This is a genomic window from Maribacter sp. R86514 (assembly GCF_044597005.1).
Classification (GTDB): domain Bacteria; phylum Bacteroidota; class Bacteroidia; order Flavobacteriales; family Flavobacteriaceae; genus Maribacter.
Genome location: NZ_CP138999.1, coordinates 4284948 through 4304858, shown reverse-complemented (window position 1 = coordinate 4304858; position 19911 = coordinate 4284948). Strand labels below are relative to the sequence as shown.

Annotated in this window: 18 protein-coding genes and 1 tRNA gene; 2 read left to right on the top strand and 17 right to left on the bottom strand. The window is 37.6% G+C overall.

The window, feature by feature from the left end:
• Positions 1–12: 12 nt before the first annotated feature.
• The 16 genes from SJY30_RS18700 to SJY30_RS18625 form a co-directional block, all read right to left on the bottom strand.
• Positions 13–945, bottom strand: a complete 933-nt coding sequence (locus SJY30_RS18700) for a helix-turn-helix domain-containing protein (RefSeq protein WP_396633600.1) — start codon at positions 943–945, stop codon at positions 13–15.
• A 94-nt stretch (positions 946–1039) separates the two neighbouring features.
• A tRNA-Arg gene (locus tag SJY30_RS18695) sits at positions 1040–1113 on the bottom strand.
• Positions 1114–1179: 66 nt separating this feature from the next.
• Complete coding sequence (locus SJY30_RS18690) at positions 1180–1623, bottom strand: GatB/YqeY domain-containing protein (RefSeq protein WP_396633599.1); 444 nt, start codon at positions 1621–1623, stop codon at positions 1180–1182.
• Between the two features lie 89 nt (positions 1624–1712).
• Positions 1713–3626 carry a cell division protein FtsZ gene (ftsZ, locus tag SJY30_RS18685; protein WP_396633598.1) on the bottom strand — a complete coding sequence of 638 codons (1914 nt, stop codon included), beginning with the start codon at positions 3624–3626 and terminating at the stop codon, positions 1713–1715.
• 43 nt (positions 3627–3669) lie between these two features.
• Positions 3670–5013 carry a cell division protein FtsA gene (gene ftsA / locus SJY30_RS18680; RefSeq protein ID WP_396633597.1) on the bottom strand — a complete coding sequence of 448 codons (1344 nt, stop codon included), beginning with the start codon at positions 5011–5013 and terminating at the stop codon, positions 3670–3672.
• 4 nt (positions 5014–5017) lie between these two features.
• Positions 5018–5737, bottom strand: coding sequence for a cell division protein FtsQ/DivIB (locus SJY30_RS18675; protein WP_396633596.1), 720 nt, complete (start codon positions 5735–5737; stop codon positions 5018–5020).
• On the bottom strand, positions 5727–7082 hold the full coding sequence (gene murC / locus SJY30_RS18670; RefSeq protein WP_396633595.1) for a UDP-N-acetylmuramate--L-alanine ligase: 1356 nt from the start codon (positions 7080–7082) through the stop codon (positions 5727–5729). Before murC ends, SJY30_RS18675 begins: the two co-directional genes overlap by 11 nt.
• A gap of 1 nt (position 7083) precedes the next feature.
• On the bottom strand, positions 7084–8172 hold the full coding sequence (gene murG / locus SJY30_RS18665; protein WP_396633594.1) for an undecaprenyldiphospho-muramoylpentapeptide beta-N-acetylglucosaminyltransferase: 1089 nt from the start codon (positions 8170–8172) through the stop codon (positions 7084–7086).
• Positions 8159–9367 (bottom strand): FtsW/RodA/SpoVE family cell cycle protein, encoded by a 1209-nt coding sequence (locus tag SJY30_RS18660; RefSeq protein ID WP_396633593.1) that lies wholly within the window; start codon positions 9365–9367, stop codon positions 8159–8161. The genes murG and SJY30_RS18660 overlap by 14 nt, the downstream gene beginning before the upstream one ends.
• 1 nt (position 9368) lies before the next feature.
• On the bottom strand, positions 9369–10757 hold the full coding sequence (gene murD / locus SJY30_RS18655; protein WP_396633592.1) for a UDP-N-acetylmuramoyl-L-alanine--D-glutamate ligase: 1389 nt from the start codon (positions 10755–10757) through the stop codon (positions 9369–9371).
• Positions 10758–10812: 55 nt separating this feature from the next.
• Entirely contained in the window at positions 10813–12033 is a 1221-nt protein-coding gene (mraY, locus tag SJY30_RS18650; RefSeq protein ID WP_036156187.1) for a phospho-N-acetylmuramoyl-pentapeptide-transferase, read from the bottom strand.
• 31 nt (positions 12034–12064) lie between these two features.
• A complete protein-coding gene (locus tag SJY30_RS18645; protein ID WP_396633591.1) occupies positions 12065–13528 on the bottom strand; it encodes a UDP-N-acetylmuramoyl-L-alanyl-D-glutamate--2,6-diaminopimelate ligase in 1464 nt (487 codons plus the stop codon).
• Positions 13525–15531 carry a penicillin-binding protein gene (locus SJY30_RS18640; protein ID WP_396633590.1) on the bottom strand — a complete coding sequence of 669 codons (2007 nt, stop codon included), beginning with the start codon at positions 15529–15531 and terminating at the stop codon, positions 13525–13527. The genes SJY30_RS18645 and SJY30_RS18640 overlap by 4 nt, the downstream gene beginning before the upstream one ends.
• Complete coding sequence (locus SJY30_RS18635; protein WP_394330707.1) at positions 15531–15872, bottom strand: FtsL-like putative cell division protein; 342 nt, start codon at positions 15870–15872, stop codon at positions 15531–15533. Before SJY30_RS18635 ends, SJY30_RS18640 begins: the two co-directional genes overlap by 1 nt.
• Positions 15859–16761 (bottom strand): 16S rRNA (cytosine(1402)-N(4))-methyltransferase RsmH, encoded by a 903-nt coding sequence (rsmH, locus tag SJY30_RS18630; RefSeq protein WP_396635346.1) that lies wholly within the window; start codon positions 16759–16761, stop codon positions 15859–15861. The genes SJY30_RS18635 and rsmH overlap by 14 nt, the downstream gene beginning before the upstream one ends.
• Positions 16751–17416, bottom strand: coding sequence for a division/cell wall cluster transcriptional repressor MraZ (locus SJY30_RS18625; RefSeq protein ID WP_396633589.1), 666 nt, complete (start codon positions 17414–17416; stop codon positions 16751–16753). The genes rsmH and SJY30_RS18625 overlap by 11 nt, the downstream gene beginning before the upstream one ends.
• Positions 17417–17487: 71 nt before the next feature.
• Between SJY30_RS18625 and SJY30_RS18620 the strand changes: the two genes are divergently transcribed.
• The gene (locus SJY30_RS18620) at positions 17488–18252 is read left to right on the top strand and encodes an alpha/beta fold hydrolase (protein ID WP_396633588.1); all 765 of its coding nucleotides are present in this window, start codon (positions 17488–17490) and stop codon (positions 18250–18252) included.
• 11 nt (positions 18253–18263) lie between these two features.
• Positions 18264–18878, top strand: coding sequence for a ribosome biogenesis GTP-binding protein YihA/YsxC (gene yihA / locus SJY30_RS18615; protein ID WP_036156198.1), 615 nt, complete (start codon positions 18264–18266; stop codon positions 18876–18878).
• Between the two features lie 408 nt (positions 18879–19286).
• Here the strand turns inward: yihA and SJY30_RS18610 are convergent, their stop codons facing one another.
• Entirely contained in the window at positions 19287–19649 is a 363-nt protein-coding gene (locus SJY30_RS18610; RefSeq protein ID WP_396633587.1) for a GTPase, read from the bottom strand.
• Positions 19650–19911 lie beyond the last annotated feature (262 nt).

Below are 19911 nucleotides of genomic sequence, written 5' to 3'. Positions count from 1 at the left end.
TTTTATATCAGGCTAAAACAATTTATTTTCTTTGTAATCAATTAAAATTTCATTCACCCGTAAGAATTTCTTAGACTCATATTCATTCTGATAATATAATTCACCATTTAATTCCAGATTATTCAAAAACCCTAGCACTTCAGATTTTTCCACATCTAAATTAAAACTTAATATGTCTAAAGTTTCACCTGGAAAAATATTAGGTGGGTTCTCATTAGTAATTAATACAGCCGCATCAATTAATGAATAAGAGTAATTTTTACCTTGATCTAAAGCCCCCCAATTTAGGTTTGTAAATTGAACTTCACCAGCCCAAATCAAGTTAACTCGGTAATTTTTTACAAATAATTTTCCAATATTACTTATTGAAACTTTAACATTAAAACGATAGCGTGAATCATCATCTTCATTAGTCATTGGATAAATATCAATACCACTAATTTTTAATTTCGGTTTACCCTGCCTATTGTAAAGTGAACGTACTTGGTATTCTTCCATAGCAATTGATTGAAAATTACTTCGGACATAAAATCTATTATCACCACTCATATGTGGAGCCTCAAGACTTTCAGGGATTTGAACCACATAAAGTGTATTTTCAATTTGGTCTTGATATCTAATTGGAAATATTTTTAATCCAGGAATAGTTCTACTAATTTTTGAAGAAATCACTTGTTCTAAAGATTCCTTTGTAAATAGATTACCATTAACGAATGTTAAGTGACTAGCAACATGATTTTTTTCCGATAATCCGTAAATAATAATCCCTCCATTTGAATTGGCCATTGCTGCCACATCCTTAGAAATTTCATTTTTATTTTTTGGATTTTTATCAAGTGCAGGACCTGCTTTAAAATCCATATTTTGATTTTCTTCTATAGAATTATCTATTAAACTTTGAACAAAATCAAAATCGTAAAAATCTCTTTTATGGATATCCTTCATTTTGTTAATTTTTTAATGTCGACTAAATATCGGCTAAAATATAAACCAAAAAACCTCAATAGCCTTTTAAATAGGCTATTGAGATTAAACTAAGTGACCTCGAAGGGATTCAAACCCCCAACCCTCAGAGCCGAAATCTGATGCGCTATTCAGTTGCGCCACGAGGCCATTTATTTATTAGCAATTAGCAATTAGCAATTAGCAAAATTAAAAATGCCCTAATACGAATCTATATTATGCCAATTTCTTTTTTACGATTGTAGAAATCAACTTACCGTCTGCTTGACCCGCTAATTCCTTAGAAACAATCCCCATCACCTTACCCATATCTTTCATACCTGAAGCACCTGTAGCATCTATAGTTTGAACTACAACCTTTTCTACTTCTTCTTCAGTAAGTTGTTCTGGTAAAAATTGTTCTATTACCGCAATCTGAGCTAATTCTGGATCAGCAAGATCTTGTCTTCCTTGTTCTATAAAAATGGCTGCACTATCTTTTCTTTGTTTTACCAACTTCTGGACAATCTGTATTTCGTCATCTTCGGTAATTTCTTCACCTCCACTCGTACTTGCCACTAACAATGCAGATTTTATAGCTCTAAGCGATTCTAGTGCTACGGAATCCTTTGCTTTCATTGCTAATTTCAACTGTTCCATTACTCTTTGCTGCAAAGCCATATCTAATTTATTTTGGTCTGCGAAGATAAAAAATAAAACCCGAAAACTATATTAGTTTTCGGGTTTTAAAAATATTGTAAGACTTACTATTAGTCTACATTATCATGTAAAAATGAGTTGTTAGATCTCAACTGAATATCATCATTACTATCTCCGCTTAAAGAGGTTCTAGAAATCTTTTTTTCTCTTGAGCTTTCATTCAAATCAACTCCTTGCCTTTGGTATGCCGGCTTCTTTTCGTCATAACTTGTAGGCGCGTTGTTTTTAAACTTGTAATTGAAATCTTTTAGTTTTCTTCTGCGCTCGTCAGCTCTATCTCTCAATAATTCTTCAATAGGAGTTTCCATTGGATCTAACGGTTCCTCTGGACTTGTTTCCCTACTTGGCGCTACTGTCTTTCTTTCAAATACCAACTCATCTTCAATAACCTTAGGCTCAAATTCTTCTGCTTTAGACTTGGCTCCAGTCAGTTTACTTTCTAACTGCATATAGTCATCTAAGCTATAGCGTTTTTCACCATTCTTATTGTATTCTAAAACCGGTACGATTTCAATGCTTTCTTTTACATCAATATCTTTTACTTCATCATGTAAGTCAAACATGATTACATTTTCTTTCTCCTCTTCATCTTTTGAAGAAGACTCAAAACCAACCGTGAATTGATCATCCTTTTCCTCAACTTTCAATTCTTCTGGATCAACAACTTCCATATCTCTAAAAGAAGATGGTGCATCTACTATTACAAAATCTTCTTCTGAAACATTTTCGGCTAATACTTCCTCGTAAAAAACATTGAAATTTTTAATATAGTTCGTTGTAGGTATCAAGTCAAAATCTTCTTCCTCAACGAACTCATACTTTTTTACGGGTTTGACTTGTTTTACCTCCTCTTCCTCATCGTCCATTTCTAAAGTATGAACTGTTTTTTGGTTAGATAACAACATTGCTTCTGCACGTTGCCCTTCTTCTAACGTATGGATAATTTTCTTAGACTCGGTATTTACAATATCATCTTGTTGCTCAATATTAAACCCAGTAGCAATTACCGTTACAGCAATAGCCTCACCTAAGCTCTCATCTTCACCAACACCCATAATAATGTTTGCTCCGTATCCTGCTTCTATTTGAATATGATCATTGATTTCACCAATCTCGTCAATTGTAATTTCTTGTGCACCAGAAACAATTAATAACAATACGTTTTTAGCTCCTTGAATCTTGTTATCGTTCAACAACGGAGAATCCAATGCTTTCATGATCGCTTCATTAGCCCTAGCAGAACCAGATGAAATAGCAGACCCCATTATAGCAGTACCACTATTTGACAGTACTGTTTTAGCATCACGTAAATCTATGTTTTGTGTATAGTGATGTGTAATAACTTCTGCAATACCTCTAGCAGCAGTTGCCAATACTTCATCAGCCTTAGAGAACCCAGCTTTAAAACCAAGGTTACCGTATACTTCTCTTAATTTATTGTTATTAATGACGATCAGCGAATCGACATTATTACGTAATTTTTCAATACCACGTTGTGCCTGCTCAACTCTCATTTTACCTTCGAATTGAAACGGCATAGTAACGATACCAACAGTAAGAACATCCATTTCTTTTGCAAACTTGGCAATTACGGGAGCAGCACCAGTTCCTGTTCCCCCGCCCATACCAGCAGTAATGAATATCATTTTAGTAGTTGTATCCAACATACTCTTAATCTCTTCCATGCTTTCCATGGCAGCCTGTTCACCTACTTCAGGATTGGCACCAGCACCCAAACCTTCTGTTAATGATACACCTAATTGTATTTTGTTTGGCACCGGACTATTGTCTAAAGCCTGAGAATCCGTATTACAGATTACAAAATCAACTCCGTTAATTCCTGCCTGGAACATGTGATTAATGGCATTACTACCACCGCCACCTACACCAATGACTTTTATAACGTTGCTTTGATTCTTTGGTAGATCAAAGGAGATATTATCAAATTCGCTGTTCTTACTCATATTCTAATTATTACTGGTTATGTATTCTCTTATGCTATGCTTATTACTCTGCGTTATCTAAAAATTCTTTCAATTTTTCAGACCACTTATCAAAAACGGATTTTCTTTCTTTATGTAAATTAGGGCGAGCTACTGCTTCCGTATCATGATCTGCATATACCAACTCTTCTTCTTGCTCTAGTTCCTGTTCTTGTAAAATCTCTTCTTGCGTCAATTTCAACTTCTCTTGGTTTTTAATGGCATTCATTAAAAGACCAACAGCTGTTGCGTACAATGGACTAGCAACTTCCTCATCAGAATCGCCAGCCAAGTGTTCGTTAGGGTACCCGATACGAGTATCCATACCTGTTATATATTCTACTAATTGCTTTAAATGCTTCAACTGGCTACCACCACCTGTTAACACGATACCTGCAATCAATTTTTTCTTTTGCTCTTCGTGACCGTAGTTTTTGATTTCTACATACACTTGTTCAATAATTTCAACTACACGGGCGTGAATAATCTTAGATAGATTTTTCAACGATATCTCTTTTGGCTCTCTACCGCGTAAACCTGGTATGGACACAATTTCATTATCTCTGTTCTCACCTGGCCAAGCAGAACCAAATCTTGTTTTCAACAATTCGGCTTGCTTTTCAATAATCGAACATCCTTCTTTTATATCCTCGGTAATAACTCCACCACCAAAAGGAATAACCGCAGTATGCCTAATAATACCATCTTTAAATATGGCAAGATCAGTTGTACCACCACCTATATCGATCAATGCTACACCAGCTTCTTTTTCTTCTTGACTCAGTACAGCGTCAGATGAAGCTAATGGCTCTAGTGTTATATTACCTAAATCCAATCCTGCACTTTTAATGCAACGACCTACGTTTTTAATGGAAACTACCTGACCAACAACCACATGAAAGTTAGCTTCTAGCCTACCACCGTACATACCAACAGGTTCACGGATTTCCGCTTGCCCGTCAACTTTGTATTCTTGTGGTAACACATGAATAATCTCCTCGCCTGGTAGCATAATCAATTTGTGCACTTGATTACACAACAAGTCTACATCTTCCTCTCCTATTACCTCCTCAGAATCTTTTCTGGTGATGTAATCGCTGTGCTGTAGACTTCTAATATGCTGACCGGCAATACCAACAACAACAGATCCAATTTTAAGACCAGAATTTGCTTCTGCCTCTTCAACTGCCTGCTGTATAGATTTTATGGTCTGGGTAATGTTATTTACCACCCCTCTGTGTACACCTAAACTTTTGGACTTACCGATACCCAAAATCTCAATTTTACCATACTCGTTTTGTTTTCCGATTATGGCAACGATTTTCGTTGTTCCTATGTCTAAACCGACTGAATATTTAGTTTGTTCCATTTTATTATATTTTAGTGCACACCACCTGGTTATTGAATTCTAAACTTACTTCTGCATAATCCTCCAAGGTCTCATCCTTGTTCGCTTTGGCATAAAATGCCTTAAAATTGCTAAACTTGGCATCTAAATCTTCAATACCGCCTATGTTTACAACAAAATTGTTAAGCCTTAATCGTAACTGATATTCTTCTTCTCCTTTGATATGAATACCAATTACAGATTCCCGAAAAAAATCATCCATATTTATGTGTTCCAATATGACATAAACATCCTCAAGGCTTTTACCACTGATATTGCCTGTGATGATAGGAACTCTAGCCGAATGATTATTTGAAAGAGGCATTCTCTTTCCTTCATCGTCCAAATAGAACTTTGTGTTCCCTTCTATGCGCCCTATTGGTTTCCTTTGAACAATTTTAGACGTTAGCTGACCATCTATTGTTAGATAGACTTGTGCACTTTTCACCATTTCATTGGCCTCAAGGGCCTTTTCTACAGTATTCAAAACTATATTTTCTTTAGGCACATTATCAAGGCTACCGTAATTTTGTATTAACAATTTATTAACCGTTCCTTCAGTGAGGTATAAATTTTGATCCCCAATGAATTCTACCTTCATTCCCGTAACATTTTTAGCGCTATTACGCTCATTTGAAAAAGCATATAACCCCGTGATTACTAGAACTAAAGCCGCTAACTTTATAAAATTCCAATTAACCTGCATACGACATTTCTTTTTTAATTTTCTCAACTTCTAAACCTATATCTCCGGCTCCCATTGTTAGTAAAACATCAGGATCCTGTTTTTTTATTTCAGAAAGGATTTGTTCTTTCAAAATTAATTTTTTATTACCACTATTTACCTTTTCCAACAACCATTCTGATGTTATCCCCTCAAGTGGTTCTTCTCTAGCCGGATAGATATCCAGCAACAAAATATTCTGGAATTGCGACAAGCTTTTTGCAAACTCATCTGCAAAATCACGTGTTCTTGAAAACAAGTGTGGCTGAAAAATCGCCAATACTTTTTTATCCGGATGCATTTCTGCAACTGCTTGAAAAACAGCATTTATTTCTGTTGGGTGATGCGCATAATCATCTATAAAAACGAAATCATCGTTTTTAATTTTGTATGAAAAACGCCTTTGCACTCCTTTAAATGTTGCTAATGCCTTTGCAAGGCGATGCGGTGGGGAACCTGCTTGCATCGCCATTGCGAAAGCTACCAAACCGTTCAACAGATTATGTCGCCCAGGTTTGTTGAATTCAACCCTTTCTAGTTTAAGGTCAGGGGTCTCCAAATCGAATATGTAGGTGCCATGTTCTATTTTTATGTTTCGAATACAATAATCCGAATCGTCTTCTATACCATAGGTCAACCCTTCTAAAGGCAAACCATTACGAACAAATAGTTTACCACCCGGTTTTAAGCGTTTGGTAAAATCAACAAATGTTCTTTCCAATTCTTGCGCATCACCATAAATATCAAGGTGATCAGCATCCATAGACGTAACACACGCTACATTTGGCGTCAACTGCATAAATGAACGATCAAACTCATCTGCTTCGACTACCGAATAGTCTGTTCCTTCTAAAAGGAAATTACTATTAAAGTCTTCTGAAATTCCGCCTAAGAACACCGTCATTTTTACTCCTGTTTCTTTTAACAAATGCGCCAAAATACTAGAGGTCGTTGTTTTACCATGCGTACCGGCAACTGCCAAACAGAAAGAGTCTTTGGTAATTAAACCAAGTACCTCTGAGCGTTTCTTAATCGTGAACCCATTATTTAAAAAATACTGATATTCAGAATGACTAGCAGGTACCGCTGGCGTATACACTACCAAGGTATGCGCTGCGTCATTCTTATATTCATCTGGCACTGTATCAATATCATCAGTATAGTGAATATTCATACCTGAACTTGCCAATTCTTGTGTAAGCGGAGTCTCGGTTTTATCGTACCCTGCAACCGCTTTATCAATGAACGCAAAATAACGCGCCAAAGCAGACATACCTATGCCCCCAATGCCTATAAAATACACCCTATGTATTTGCGTTACGTTCATTTTATTTGATCAATTTTTCTATTTCATCGCAGATATCAGATGTTGCATTTGGTAATGCCAACGACTTAATATTCTTTGATAATTCTTGTTGCTTTTCTGCGGATTTAAATACAGATTCAAACTCCGTTTTAAATGTTGTATCAAGTTCTTTCTCCCTCATCATAATTGCAGCATTATGACCAACAAGAGATAATGCATTCATGGTCTGGTGATCTTCTGCTACAACTGGCGACGGAATAAAGAATGTTGGTTTCCCAACCAAACACAATTCTGACACCGCACCTGCACCTGCTCTTGAAATGATGAAATCTACAGCTACATAAGCTTTATCCATCGAGTTTAAAAAAGCATGTACTTTAATATTCTCTGACTGATGGGATTTGTAGGTTTCATAATACCCTTTTCCACATTGCCATATCACTTGCAATCCTAATGTCTCAAAATATTCTAAATGATCGGCTACCAATTGGTTGATGCGTCTTGCCCCTAAACTTCCACCTAATACTAAAAGTGTTTTCTTATCGGCATTCAATTCAAAATACTGTAAAGCGTCATTTTTAGTAGCTTTCAATTCCACCAAATCTGAACGTACAGGATTACCCGTTTTTACAATTTTATCTTTCGGAAAAAATTTCTCCATGCCATCATAGGCCACGCAGATTTTTTTCACTTTGTCTTTTAATAGTTTATTGGTAATACCCGCAAAGGAATTCTGTTCTTGCAATACACAAGGTATACCCTTAGTGGTTGCCAATTTTAACAACGGACCACTAGCAAAACCACCCGTACCAATTACGGCGTGTGGTTTAAACTTCGATACGATGCTATTTGCTCTCATTAAACTACTTATCAATTTTATTGGAAAAAGTAGATTTTTAAGGGTCAGTTTCCGCTGAATTCCCGTAATCCACAATCCTTCTATTTTATACCCTGCTTGCGGCACTTTCTCCATCTCCATTCTATCCTTCGCCCCTACGAACAAAAACTCCGCATCAGGATATCTCCTTTTCAGCTCGTTCGCTATGGCAATGGCCGGATAAATATGTCCGCCAGTACCTCCTCCTGATAAAATGAACTTATAACTGCCCACTTAAAATCTCTAAAGGGTTCGTTTCATCTATATCAACATCATTGCCAGAAGCACTCTCCTGCGCTATACTTTTATTACTTGCACTTAAAATGATTCCTATTGCCAAACAGGTCATCCAACTAGAGGTACCACCGCTACTGATCAATGGTAAATTCTGTCCCGTTACCGGAAATAATTCTACCGCAACCGCCATGTTTATCAGTGCTTGAAAAACAATAGGTAATCCTACCCCTAGCACTAATAATTTGCTAAAGATCGATGCACATCCGTTAGCGACGACCACTATCCTAAACAACAGAAACAAGTAAAATAGCATCAAAATAAATCCACCTATTAAACCATATTCTTCAACGATAATCGCATAGATAAAATCTGATGAACTCTGTGGTAAAAAGTTCTTTTGCACACTTTTACCCGCTCCTTTACCCATTACTCCACCTGTAGCTATGGCTATTTTTGCTCTTTCTATTTGATAAGTTCCTTCTGAATCTTCAGGATTAGAGAAACTATCGATCCTGCTCATCCATGTATCTACCCTATTAGGAAACAAATCTGGAAACGCTTTTGCCGTTAATATGAATATGGACAAGCACACTATTCCCGTTCCTACAATACCTAATAAATATTTCATAGGATATCCTCCTAAAAAACACAATACCATAACCATAGAGAAAACAATAGCAGCAGTTGAAAAGTTAGCTGGTAATATTAACGCCACTACAGCAAATACAGGCAACCACAATGGCACTATGCTTTCTGTAAACGTTATTTTAATATCTCTAACCTTAGAGAAATAACGCGCTACATATATCATTAACACTACTGCCGCCAAGTTAGAGGGCTGAAAACCGAAACCTACTAAAGGCAGACGGATCCAACGACTGGCATTGGTACCACCACTTGAAGTACCTTGCGCCAATACGAATATGAGCAATACCAACACTATGGGTAGCGCTATCATGGATAGCCCTTTAAAAAAGTGCGTAGGTATTTTATGTACCCCGTAAATAATTCCAAAGCCTAAAAACAACAGTATGGCATGTTTTACCAAGTGCCCAACCGGCGTACCACTACCTACTACATATACTAAATTACTACTGGCGCTATATACTGGCAAAAATGAAAATAAGGCCAAGAGCGCCGCAATGGCCCAAATAGCTTTATCTCCTTTTATATTTTGAAATATATTCAACACCTTATAGGTTCTTTACACAGTTCTTAAATTGATCTCCGCGATCTTCATAGTTCTTAAACAAATCAAAGCTTGAACATGCCGGTGACAATAAAACCGTATCGCCACGCTCAGCAATTTTATAAGCCACTTTCACAGCTTCTTCCATAGCATAGGTTTCTACCAATAGATCCACAGCATTACCAAATACATGCTTGATTTTTTCATTATCCTCACCTAAGCAAATGATCGCTTTTACTTTTTCACGTACCAATGGCATTAACTCCATGTACTCATTGCCCTTATCTACACCACCTACGATCCAAACAGTAGGTGTTTTCATGCTATCCAATGCGTAATAAGCAGCGTTTACATTCGTTGCTTTTGAGTCATTGATATATTCCACATGATGTATTTTCAACACCTTTTCCAAACGGTGGGGAGCCCCTTGAAAATTAGAAACACAAGCTCTTATCGTCTCCTTACGGATACCGACTAATTTGGCAATTGTTGCCGCTGCCATTGTGTTCTTTACATTGTGCTGACCTTCTAAGGCCAAAGTGTTCTTCGTCATGCTAATAGTGTCTGTTGTTGTTTTTATTATTATCTCGTTTTGTTCTATAAATGCGCCTTGTTCAAATACTTTATTCAATGAAAAGGGCATTAATTTTGATTTGACCGGGTGCTTGTTCAGCCATTCTACCAAAACTGTATCATCTGCATCATAAATCAAATAATCGTTTTCGTCTTGGTTTTCTGCAATTCTAAATTTAGATGCTATGTAGTTTTCAAACTCATATTCATACCGATCTAAGTGATCTGGTGTAATATTCGTAATCACGGCAATGTGTGGTTTAAAATCCACTATACCGTCTAATTGAAAACTGCTGATCTCAAGTACGTAATACTCAAAATCATTCTCTGCTACCATTTTCGCATAGCTATCACCAATGTTTCCTGCCATACCCACTTTCAATTCGGCATTGGCCAAAATGTGGTTGGTTAGCATGGTAGTCGTTGTTTTTCCGTTGCTACCTGTTATACCAATAATTTTTGCATCGGTGTATTTTGATGCAAATTCTATCTCTGATATTACAGGAACACCTTTCGCTACCAACTGCTTTACCAAGGGTACTTTGTCTGGTATACCCGGACTCTTCATTACCAAATCGGCTTTTAGTATGCGGTCTTCAGAATGCTGTTCTTCTTCCCAATCAATTCCAAAATGTTCAAGAACGTTTTTATACTTCTCTTTAATTTTTCCTTTATCGGATACAAATACATCGTATCCTTTTTTCAATCCTAAAATGGCTGTTCCTACTCCACTTTCTCCTCCTCCAAGAACTACCAAAAGTCCTCCCTCAATCCCTCCAAGGGAGGGAAGCTTTACTAACTGTTCTTTTTCATTTCCCATTTCTTTACTAATTAACTCTTTTTTCCTTCCCTTCGGGAAGGGTCAGGGATGGGATTTATCTAATTTTTAAGGTCACTACAGTTACAATTGCCAATAGTATACCTACAATCCAAAAACGGGTTACGATCTTACTTTCATGGTATCCCATTTTCTGGTAGTGGTGATGTAATGGAGACATTAAAAATATACGTCTACCCTCACCAAATTTTTTCTTTGTGTATTTAAAATACCCTACTTGTATCATCACTGAAAGCGACTCTGCAAAGAAGATTCCACACAACACGGGTATCAGTAATTCTTTACGTACTATAATTGCGATTACAGCAATTACTCCACCAATAGTTAAACTACCCGTATCGCCCATAAACACTTGTGCCGGGAATGCATTGTACCATAAGAATCCGATCAATGCACCTGCAAAGGCGGTAATGAATACTAGCAACTCACCTACTCGTGGTATGTACATTATGTCCAAATAATCAGAAAAAATAATGTTACCAGATACCAAGGCAAAAATGCCCAACGTAAATACAATGATTGCGGATGTACCCGCAGCGAGACCATCTATACCATCGGTTAAATTTGCGCCGTTAGATACTGCAGTTACAATTAATATGATAATTGGTATAAACAGCAACCAAGCATATTCTTTTGCTCCATCGCCCGCCCATGATATGAGGCTACCATAATCAAACTCATTATTCTTAAAGAAAGGTACCGTAGTCATGGTCGACTTAATCTCAGCGCCTTTTACTTGTTCTACCGTATAGTCTTGCGTAATAATTGTTTTGTCATGATCACGCATGGTCACCTCTGGGTGAAAATAAAGTACTGCACCTACTATTAGCCCTAATACTATCTGCCCTAAAACCTTAAAACGACCTTTTAACCCTTCTTTGTTCTTTTTAAATACTTTGATGTAATCATCTAAAAAACCGATTGCTCCCATCCACAAAGTGGTGAATATCAATAGTATAATGTAAATATTCTCTAACCTTGCAAACAGCAATACCGGTATCAATGTGGACATGATGATAATAACCCCACCCATAGTTGGCGTACCTGCTTTTTGCTTTTGACCATCCAGACCTAAATCGCGAATAGTCTCTCCTACTTGTTGCTTTTGTAAAAATAGAATTACACGCTTACCGTACACTGTCGCAATCATCAATGAAAACAGAATAGCCATTGCCGCACGGAATGTGCTGAACTGAAACAGCGAAGCTCCAGGCAACTGGTATTGTTTTTCTAAATATTCGAACAGGTAGGTTAACATATAATCTGTATTCTTTGCTACTAAGCTTTGGTTATTTTTCTAAGCTTGCTAAAAGCTCTTTTACTATTTTAAAATCGTCGAAATCTATGCGTACGCCATTGGTTTCTTGGTAGGTCTCATGACCTTTGCCGGCTACTAATATGATATCGTTATCGTCTGCTAGTTGACATGCCGTTTTTATGGCTTGCTCCCTATTTTCAATGGATAAAATCTTCTTTACATTCTGAGGTTCTACCCCCGCCTCCATTTCTGCAATAATTTCAGTAGGGGATTCAGTTCTAGGATTATCTGAAGTAAGAATAACTTTATTACTCATTTCAGATGCGATATTACCCATTACCGGACGCTTTGATCTGTCTCTATCGCCACCACACCCCACAACGGTGATGACGTTTTCATTTCCAGTTCTCAACGTGTTGATTGTCTCAAGCACATTTTTTAGGGCGTCCGGCGTATGGGCATAATCAACTATAGCCGTAATTCTTTTCTTTGATATATAATATTGAAACCTTCCATCCACATTCTCCAACTCACTCAATAAGCGAAGGGTTTCTAATTGCTCCAATCCCAATAAATCTGCTGTGGCAAAAATCGCAAGCATATTATAGGCATTGAAATGACCTATTAATTTTGTCCATAGTTCATGGTCATTGATTTTCAACAATTGACCGTCGAACTGATTTTCTAAAATCTGTGCTCTGTAATCTGCATAGTTCTTTAAGGCGTAGCTTGCTTTTCTAGCCTTAGTATTCTGCAACATGACCAAACCATTCTTATCATCAACATTAGTTAATGCAAATGCAGTTTTTGGCAGTTGATCAAACAGTATTTTCTTAGTATCGCGGTACTCTGCAAATGTTTTATGATAGTCTAGGTGATCGTGAGACAGATTAGTGAAAATCGCCCCTTCAAACACCAAACCTTCGGTTCTTTTCTGGTGAATACCATGAGAACTTACTTCCATAAAGCAATACTCTACACCAGCATCGTTCATCAATTTCAAATGCTGATTGATCACCAATGCATCGGGAGTAGTATGTTTTGTTGGATAAACCGTATCATCTACCATAATTTTAATGGTGGACAACAAGCCTACTTTATATCCTGCTTTTTTGAATAACTGATATAACAAACTAGATACCGTGGTTTTACCATTGGTACCCGTAACACCTACTAATTTTAAATTTTTTGATGGCGTACCGTAGTAATTTGAAGCCATCAATGCCAATGCCTGATTACCACTTTCTACTTGTACATACGTAACATCATCTATCATCTCAGCTGGTAACTGTTCGCAAACTATTGCTCTTGCTCCCGCAGCAACTACCTGATCAATATATTTATGACCATCGGTCAACGTGCCTTTTATAGCTACGAAGGCATCGGACTTTTGCACCTCGCGAGAATCAAAACGAACTGATGCTATATCACAAGAGGTAGTACCGCTAACAGCAGTGATACGCACTCCATATAACATGTCCTTTAATTGCTTCATATTAATTCTAATACTATTTTTTTCACTGATTTTAAATCGGTGCCTTTGGTGATGGACTGTTTTTTTACTTTGCCATTACCTCTTACTTCTACTTCAATACCCAAATTCTCAAGAATCGCGACCGCATCCATACCACACATGCCTTTTACATTTGGCATTGCAGAATACTTTTGTTGTGCCACCTTATAGTATCCTTGGTGAGAATCTTCATTTTTAGCAATCAACACATTTTTTACATCTACCTCACTTGTTAAAGGTGATGTTGCATATACTTTTTGTGCTACAGATTTAAATACCGGACCGGATACATCTGCACCATAATACCCAACACTTTTGTCTGGCTTATGGATTACCACGATACAAGAGTATTTTGGATCATCTGCCGGAAAATATCCTGCGAACGATGAAATGTATTCGTACTTAGACTTATCCTTAGATACATAGTTGGTTTGCGTAGTACCCGTTTTCCCTGCCATAGAAAAATTCCTTGAATACATACGGTGACCCGTACCATGCTCCTTCTCTACTACATTCTTTAATATCTGCTGCACTTTCTTCACCGTAGCTTGTGAGCATATTTCAGAATTCAACACTTTTTTATCGAACTTCTCAATCGTCTTGTTCCACTCTTTTACTTCTTTCAACAAACGCGGCTTAACCATTTCGCCATCATTTGCAATAGCGTTATAAAATGCTAATGTTTGCAACGGAGTCATAGACACCTCATAGCCATAAGCCATTTGCGCCAATGAAAGACCTGACCACCCTTTATCACCTGGGTAACGCAATACAGGTTTTCCTTCGCCAACGACTGGCAACCCTAATTCTTTGTGAATACCCATACTCATTAATCTGTTCACATATTTCTCTGGGTCATTCTTATACCCTTCATGTATCATTTTAGCAAAGGCTACATTTGACGATACTTCAAAAGCTTCTGACATGGTAATTTCACCGTGACCACCACGTTTGGTATCTCTAATGGTATGCTTATATAATTTCCAAGCTCCTTTTTCGGTATCGATTACAGAACTGGTATCTATCACCTTATCTTCTAAAGCCGCCACCAAATTCACTAACTTAAAAGTAGAACCAGGCTCATGAGATTCACCGATAGCGTAATTCAATCGCTCGTAATATTTACCTTCTGAGGTCTGACCTAAATTAGATATCGCCTTTACCTCACCGGTTTTCACTTCCATTACTATTACCGTTCCGTGGTCTGCTTGATATTTCTCTAACTGACCCAATAATGCATGGTGCGCTATATCTTGTATATTAATGTCTATGGTAGAATACACATCATAACCATCTTTTGGCTCAATGATATTATCATTACCAATTGGCTTCCACTGCCCTTTTGCAATTTTTTGCTTTAAACGCTTTCCTGAAATTCCTCTTAGGTATTCCCCAAAAGCACCTTCCATACCTACACGGGTATAATATCCGTTTTCATCTACACGCTCATACCCAACACTACGCTCGGCAATTTTACCTAAAGGATGCTCTCTTTTCGTTTTCTGCTCAATAATGAGTCCGCCTTTGAACGCTCCTTTATTGAATAGTGGAAATTCTTTCACCGCCATGTATTCAGAATAATCTAAGTTTCGCACAATTAGCGCATACCTATTTTTATTCTCTCTCGCTTTTCTTAAAAGTTGCTGATAGTGAGAAGATGTTTTACCAAATTGTTTCGCCAAGGCATCTGCCAATGGTTTTACATTTTCCTTAAAATCTTCGCTACTTACCGTTACGGCATCAAAACGTATAGTGTATTTAGATACTGAAGTTGCCAAAAGGCTACCGTCGTCAGAATATAGGTTACCTCTATTCGGTTCAATAGTAAACATACGCTCGGTACGTGTATCTGCAAGCGCTTGGTATTTTTCACCATCTACTATCTGTATAGAAACCAGCTTAAACAACACAGCACCCGCAAAGAGCACCATGAAACCCGCCACTATGTAGAGCCTTTTTAATATGCTTTTATCCGTTGCCGCCATTATTCCTCCTCTTTTAAAGATTTCACCTTAATTTTCTGCGGGGGATTCTCTGAAGGATACAGTCCTTTTTCAGATATTTTACCGGTAATGCTCGATTCTAATTTTAGCTGCTGCACATCTGATCGCATATCTACGAACTCATTACGCAATTCTTTTACTTCTTCATTCAATAAAGCAATGCGGTGTACTTTTTGATCGGCACTATGAGAGCTACTAATCATAACCGTTGCCAAAAACGAAATGAAAATAATGAACAGCCAATTTTTAGGGGCGTCATCGCTCACCAAAAATTTACCCTTCAAAAGGTCAAAAACACCTGTTTTCACTTTACTTTTCGCCATTACGCTCTGCTATTCTTAATTTTGCACTACGTGCTCTATTATTCAACTTTATCTCTTCTCTTGTCGGCACTATCAATCCGCCAACCTTTTTTAACGGTACATCTATATTGCCGTAAAAATCCTTTTCCGGCTCTCCTTCAAACTGACCCGCCCTTATAAATCTTTTTACAAGCCTGTCTTCTAAAGAGTGGTAGCTAATTACACTTAGCCTTCCTTTTTCATTCAATAAATCCGGAGCTTGCTCCAAAAACTCTTTGATCACTTCTATCTCTTGATTCACCTCTATGCGAATCGCTTGATATATCTGTGCCAATATTTTATGCTGCCTATGTTCCGGCAAAAACTGCTTCAACACTGTTTTCAATGCATCGGTAGTCTGTATCTCTTCTTCTTCCCTATTGGCAACAATTACTTTTGCCATGGCGTTCGCGTTTCTGATATCGCCGTACTCGAACAACACTTTACGCAAGTCATCATATGAGTACTTATTCACTACCTCAAAAGCAGATAGCGTATTGCGCTTGCTCATTCGCATATCCAAATCCGCATCAAAACGTGTAGAGAATCCTCTTTCCGCTTGATCGAACTGATGCGATGACACTCCGTAATCCGCAAGAATACCATCTACCTTCTTTATGCCATAGAACTTTAAAAACTGGGTGATGTATCTAAAATTCTCCGCTATCAGCGTAAATCTTGGATCACCTAATGCATTTGCCTGTGCATCTTCATCTTGATCAAAGGCATATAATTTGCCTTCTTTGCCCAATCTTTTCAATATCTCTTTAGAGTGACCGCCACCGCCAAATGTCACATCTACATATATACCATCTTCTTTGATGTTTAAACCGTCTACCGATTCTTTCAGCAATACAGGATTATGATACATCTCCACTTGGTTTTTCACCTAACATTACACGCTTTGCCAACTTCACCTTCTCTTCTTTCGTTGCGTTTATAGATTCGTCATACGCCTTCTTGTCCCAAATCTCTAATCGTTTACCAATTGGTGCAATGACCACTTCTTTGGTTATACCACCTAACGAGATAATGTCTTTAGGGATCAATAATCTACCGGTAGCATCTACTTCTACTTGACGAAGCCCAGCAGTATACATTCTTATAAACTGTAGGTTTTCTTCATCGAACCTGCTCTTTTCGTTCAATTCTGCCATTACTCTGTGCCACTCGTAAGCAGGGTATAATTCTAAACACTCGCTCAAATATGATTTTTTGATAAAGAAGCCATCTTTTAGGATCGGAGCCACTTGATTGCGTAGCGCAACAGGGAGCATAATACGCCCCTTAGCATCAGCTTTGCAGTTAAATGTCCCAAAGAAAAAGATGTCCAAATTGGTTCTGTTTAGTTTATATAACTCAAATATATAAATATTATTACCACATTTTACCACTAAAAACCACTTTGTTAATAAATTACCCCACTTTTGAACACGTTTTTGCACTTCATCGGATTTTATGGGATAATTTTCCCACTCAACCCCTAAATCTTGAAAAAGTGAATTCTTAAAGTTTCTTATGGTCACCTTATCGAAAAGAGTTGTTTGCTATTCTCGGTAATTACCTATATTTGGACAATTACTGATGAGTAGTGCGCATGGAAAACGAATTGATCAACGACGGAGGATTTAAGTATATAGAAAAAGGCGAAGGAAAACCCATTATTATTCTACACGGATTAATGGGCGGACTCAGTAATTTTGAGGGAGTGAATACTTATTTCCCTCCTAAAGGTTACAAAGTACTGATTCCTGAATTGCCCCTATACTCAATGCCGATGTTAAAGACAACGGTAAAGAATTTTGCCAAATACCTTAAGAAATTCATTGACTATAAAGAGCTGGACGATGTTATTCTTTTAGGCAACTCTTTAGGTGGCCATATTGGTCTTTTACATACTAAATTATACCCGGCCAAAGTAAAAGCTTTGGTGATTACCGGTAGTTCTGGTCTTTACGAAAGTGCTATGGGCGACGGTTACCCAAAACGTGGTGATTATGAGTTCATTAAAAAGAAGGCACAAGATGTTTTCTATGACCCGGCAGTTGCTACCAAAGAGATTGTAGATGAAGTTTTTGCTACGGTCAATAATCGTGTAAAATTGGTAAAGACTTTGGCAATCGCTAAAAGTGCCATTCGCCATAACATGGCGCAAGATCTACCTAGCATGAAAACCCCTACTTGTATTATATGGGGAAAAAATGATACGGTTACTCCGCCAGACGTTGCAGAACTGTTCGATGAGCTTTTACCTAATTCAGATTTATTTTGGATGGATAAATGTGGACATGCACCTATGATGGAGCACCCAGACCAATTCAATACCATTCTTGATGAGTGGTTGACGAAAAACAATTTCTAAATACCCTACGGATGAAAATAAAGTCGGCCGACTTTGTAATGAGCAACTCTGATGTTGCCAAATGCCCTAAAGAGCCTTTACCCGAGTACGCCTTTATTGGTCGTTCTAACGTGGGTAAGTCTTCTTTGATCAATATGTTGACCGAGCGTAAAAGCTTGGCAAAAACATCTGGCAGACCTGGTAAGACACAATTGATCAACCATTTTAAGATCAATGAAAATTGGTTTCTGGTAGATTTACCCGGTTACGGTTATGCCCGTGTTTCTAAAAGAGATAAAAATACCTTTCAAAAATACATCACCAATTACTTTTTACAAAGAGAGCAGCTGGTGTGTTCTTTTGTGCTTGTAGATATTCGCCATGACCCACAACCTATAGATATGGAATTCATGCAGTGGATGGGTGAAAACGGAGTACCATTTGCCATTATCTTCACCAAGGCAGATAAATTAAAACCGAAAGCCATTGAGCGCCAGGTAAAACAATATCTGGACAAACTTTTAGCCGATATGTGGGAAGAAGCACCACCACATTTTGTAACCAGCTCTAGCCACCGTAGCGGTCGTGATGAAGTACTGGCGTACATAGATGATATCAACGAGAAGTTTTTTGAGGCAACGAAGTAGTTGTTCGTTGATGGTTGTTCGTTGTTCGTTGTTCGTTGTTCGTTGTTCGTTGTTCGTTGTTCGTTGTTCGTTGTTCGTTGTTCGTTGTTTAACGCTGCGCGTTTTTTGTATTACGTATTAAGTACAAAGTACATAGCTGTTTGTGTTAGTTCTTTGTACTTCGCATTCAGAGCTGTTCGCTTTATGCTATCCTCTTTACACTGCACATCCACTACTTAATACTCTGTACTTATTACTTTGTACTCTTTAATTACTTACGACTTCATACGCTGTACTTTTTACTCTTTAAAACCGAAATGTCACATCGAGCGCAGTCGAGAACTTTGGAACACGAATCACTTCGGCTACGCTCAGCGACCGAGTAAGCTCAGAGACAGAGTAAGACCAACAAATGACGGCCAAAAACCATCAACTAAGCGTAGCGATCAACTCCTCCACCGTCTCCATAGCGTTCAACTTCTCGGCAGACACCAACACCTCTAGGTCATGATCTGTTTCCACCAATATAATAGGATAGGTATACTTATGCCCAAATTTGCTTTTGTAGCTTTCTTGGAATTCATCTTTATGAAAGAATTCTAACTCGTAGCCTTTGGCTAGCAAACTTTCCCTGAACCCTTTCCATTGTTTGTTCTCGGTAAAACTGCCATAGGTTAAACTGCAGAGATTGCAGTTATAGGTAGCTGGGTTAATGATTTTATGGGCGAAATCTAGCATTTTGCTGCCCGTATCGCTATTGGCATTATAGATAAATAGAATTTTCTTTGACATGCTTTTTTTTGTCGTAAAAATACCCAAACCATACATAATCTTTGACCGATTATGGTTTCCCGTAAAGGAGTGTGATTTCAAAATTGTAGGTTTATTCTTTAGTGGTATATTAGGAGAGTGATTGCACATATTTCTGATTATTACCGAATATGTGTAATTGTACACATATTCAATAGTTGCCAACCATTTGAATGAACCGACTGGACGAACTTACCGACATTAATTTTCGACTTATTTGCCAAAGCAAATCTAAGTCAATGTA

Coding starts and splice junctions, on each gene's coding strand:
- SJY30_RS18700 (WP_396633600.1), bottom strand. CDS start 945: ATGAAGGATATCCATAAAAGAGATTTTTACGATTTTGATTTTGTTCAA.
- SJY30_RS18690 (WP_396633599.1), bottom strand. CDS start 1,623: ATGGCTTTGCAGCAAAGAGTAATGGAACAGTTGAAATTAGCAATGAAA.
- ftsZ (WP_396633598.1), bottom strand. CDS start 3,626: ATGAGTAAGAACAGCGAATTTGATAATATCTCCTTTGATCTACCAAAG.
- ftsA (WP_396633597.1), bottom strand. CDS start 5,013: ATGGAACAAACTAAATATTCAGTCGGTTTAGACATAGGAACAACGAAA.
- SJY30_RS18675 (WP_396633596.1), bottom strand. CDS start 5,737: ATGCAGGTTAATTGGAATTTTATAAAGTTAGCGGCTTTAGTTCTAGTA.
- murC (WP_396633595.1), bottom strand. CDS start 7,082: ATGAACGTAACGCAAATACATAGGGTGTATTTTATAGGCATTGGGGGC.
- murD (WP_396633592.1), bottom strand. CDS start 10,757: ATGGGAAATGAAAAAGAACAGTTAGTAAAGCTTCCCTCCCTTGGAGGG.
- mraY (WP_036156187.1), bottom strand. CDS start 12,033: ATGTTAACCTACCTGTTCGAATATTTAGAAAAACAATACCAGTTGCCT.
- SJY30_RS18645 (WP_396633591.1), bottom strand. CDS start 13,528: ATGAAGCAATTAAAGGACATGTTATATGGAGTGCGTATCACTGCTGTT.
- SJY30_RS18640 (WP_396633590.1), bottom strand. CDS start 15,531: ATGGCGGCAACGGATAAAAGCATATTAAAAAGGCTCTACATAGTGGCG.
- SJY30_RS18635 (WP_394330707.1), bottom strand. CDS start 15,872: ATGGCGAAAAGTAAAGTGAAAACAGGTGTTTTTGACCTTTTGAAGGGT.
- rsmH (WP_396635346.1), bottom strand. CDS start 16,761: ATGTATCATAATCCTGTATTGCTGAAAGAATCGGTAGACGGTTTAAAC.
- SJY30_RS18620 (WP_396633588.1), top strand. CDS start 17,488: ATGGAAAACGAATTGATCAACGACGGAGGATTTAAGTATATAGAAAAA.
- yihA (WP_036156198.1), top strand. CDS start 18,264: ATGAAAATAAAGTCGGCCGACTTTGTAATGAGCAACTCTGATGTTGCC.
- SJY30_RS18610 (WP_396633587.1), bottom strand. CDS start 19,649: ATGTCAAAGAAAATTCTATTTATCTATAATGCCAATAGCGATACGGGC.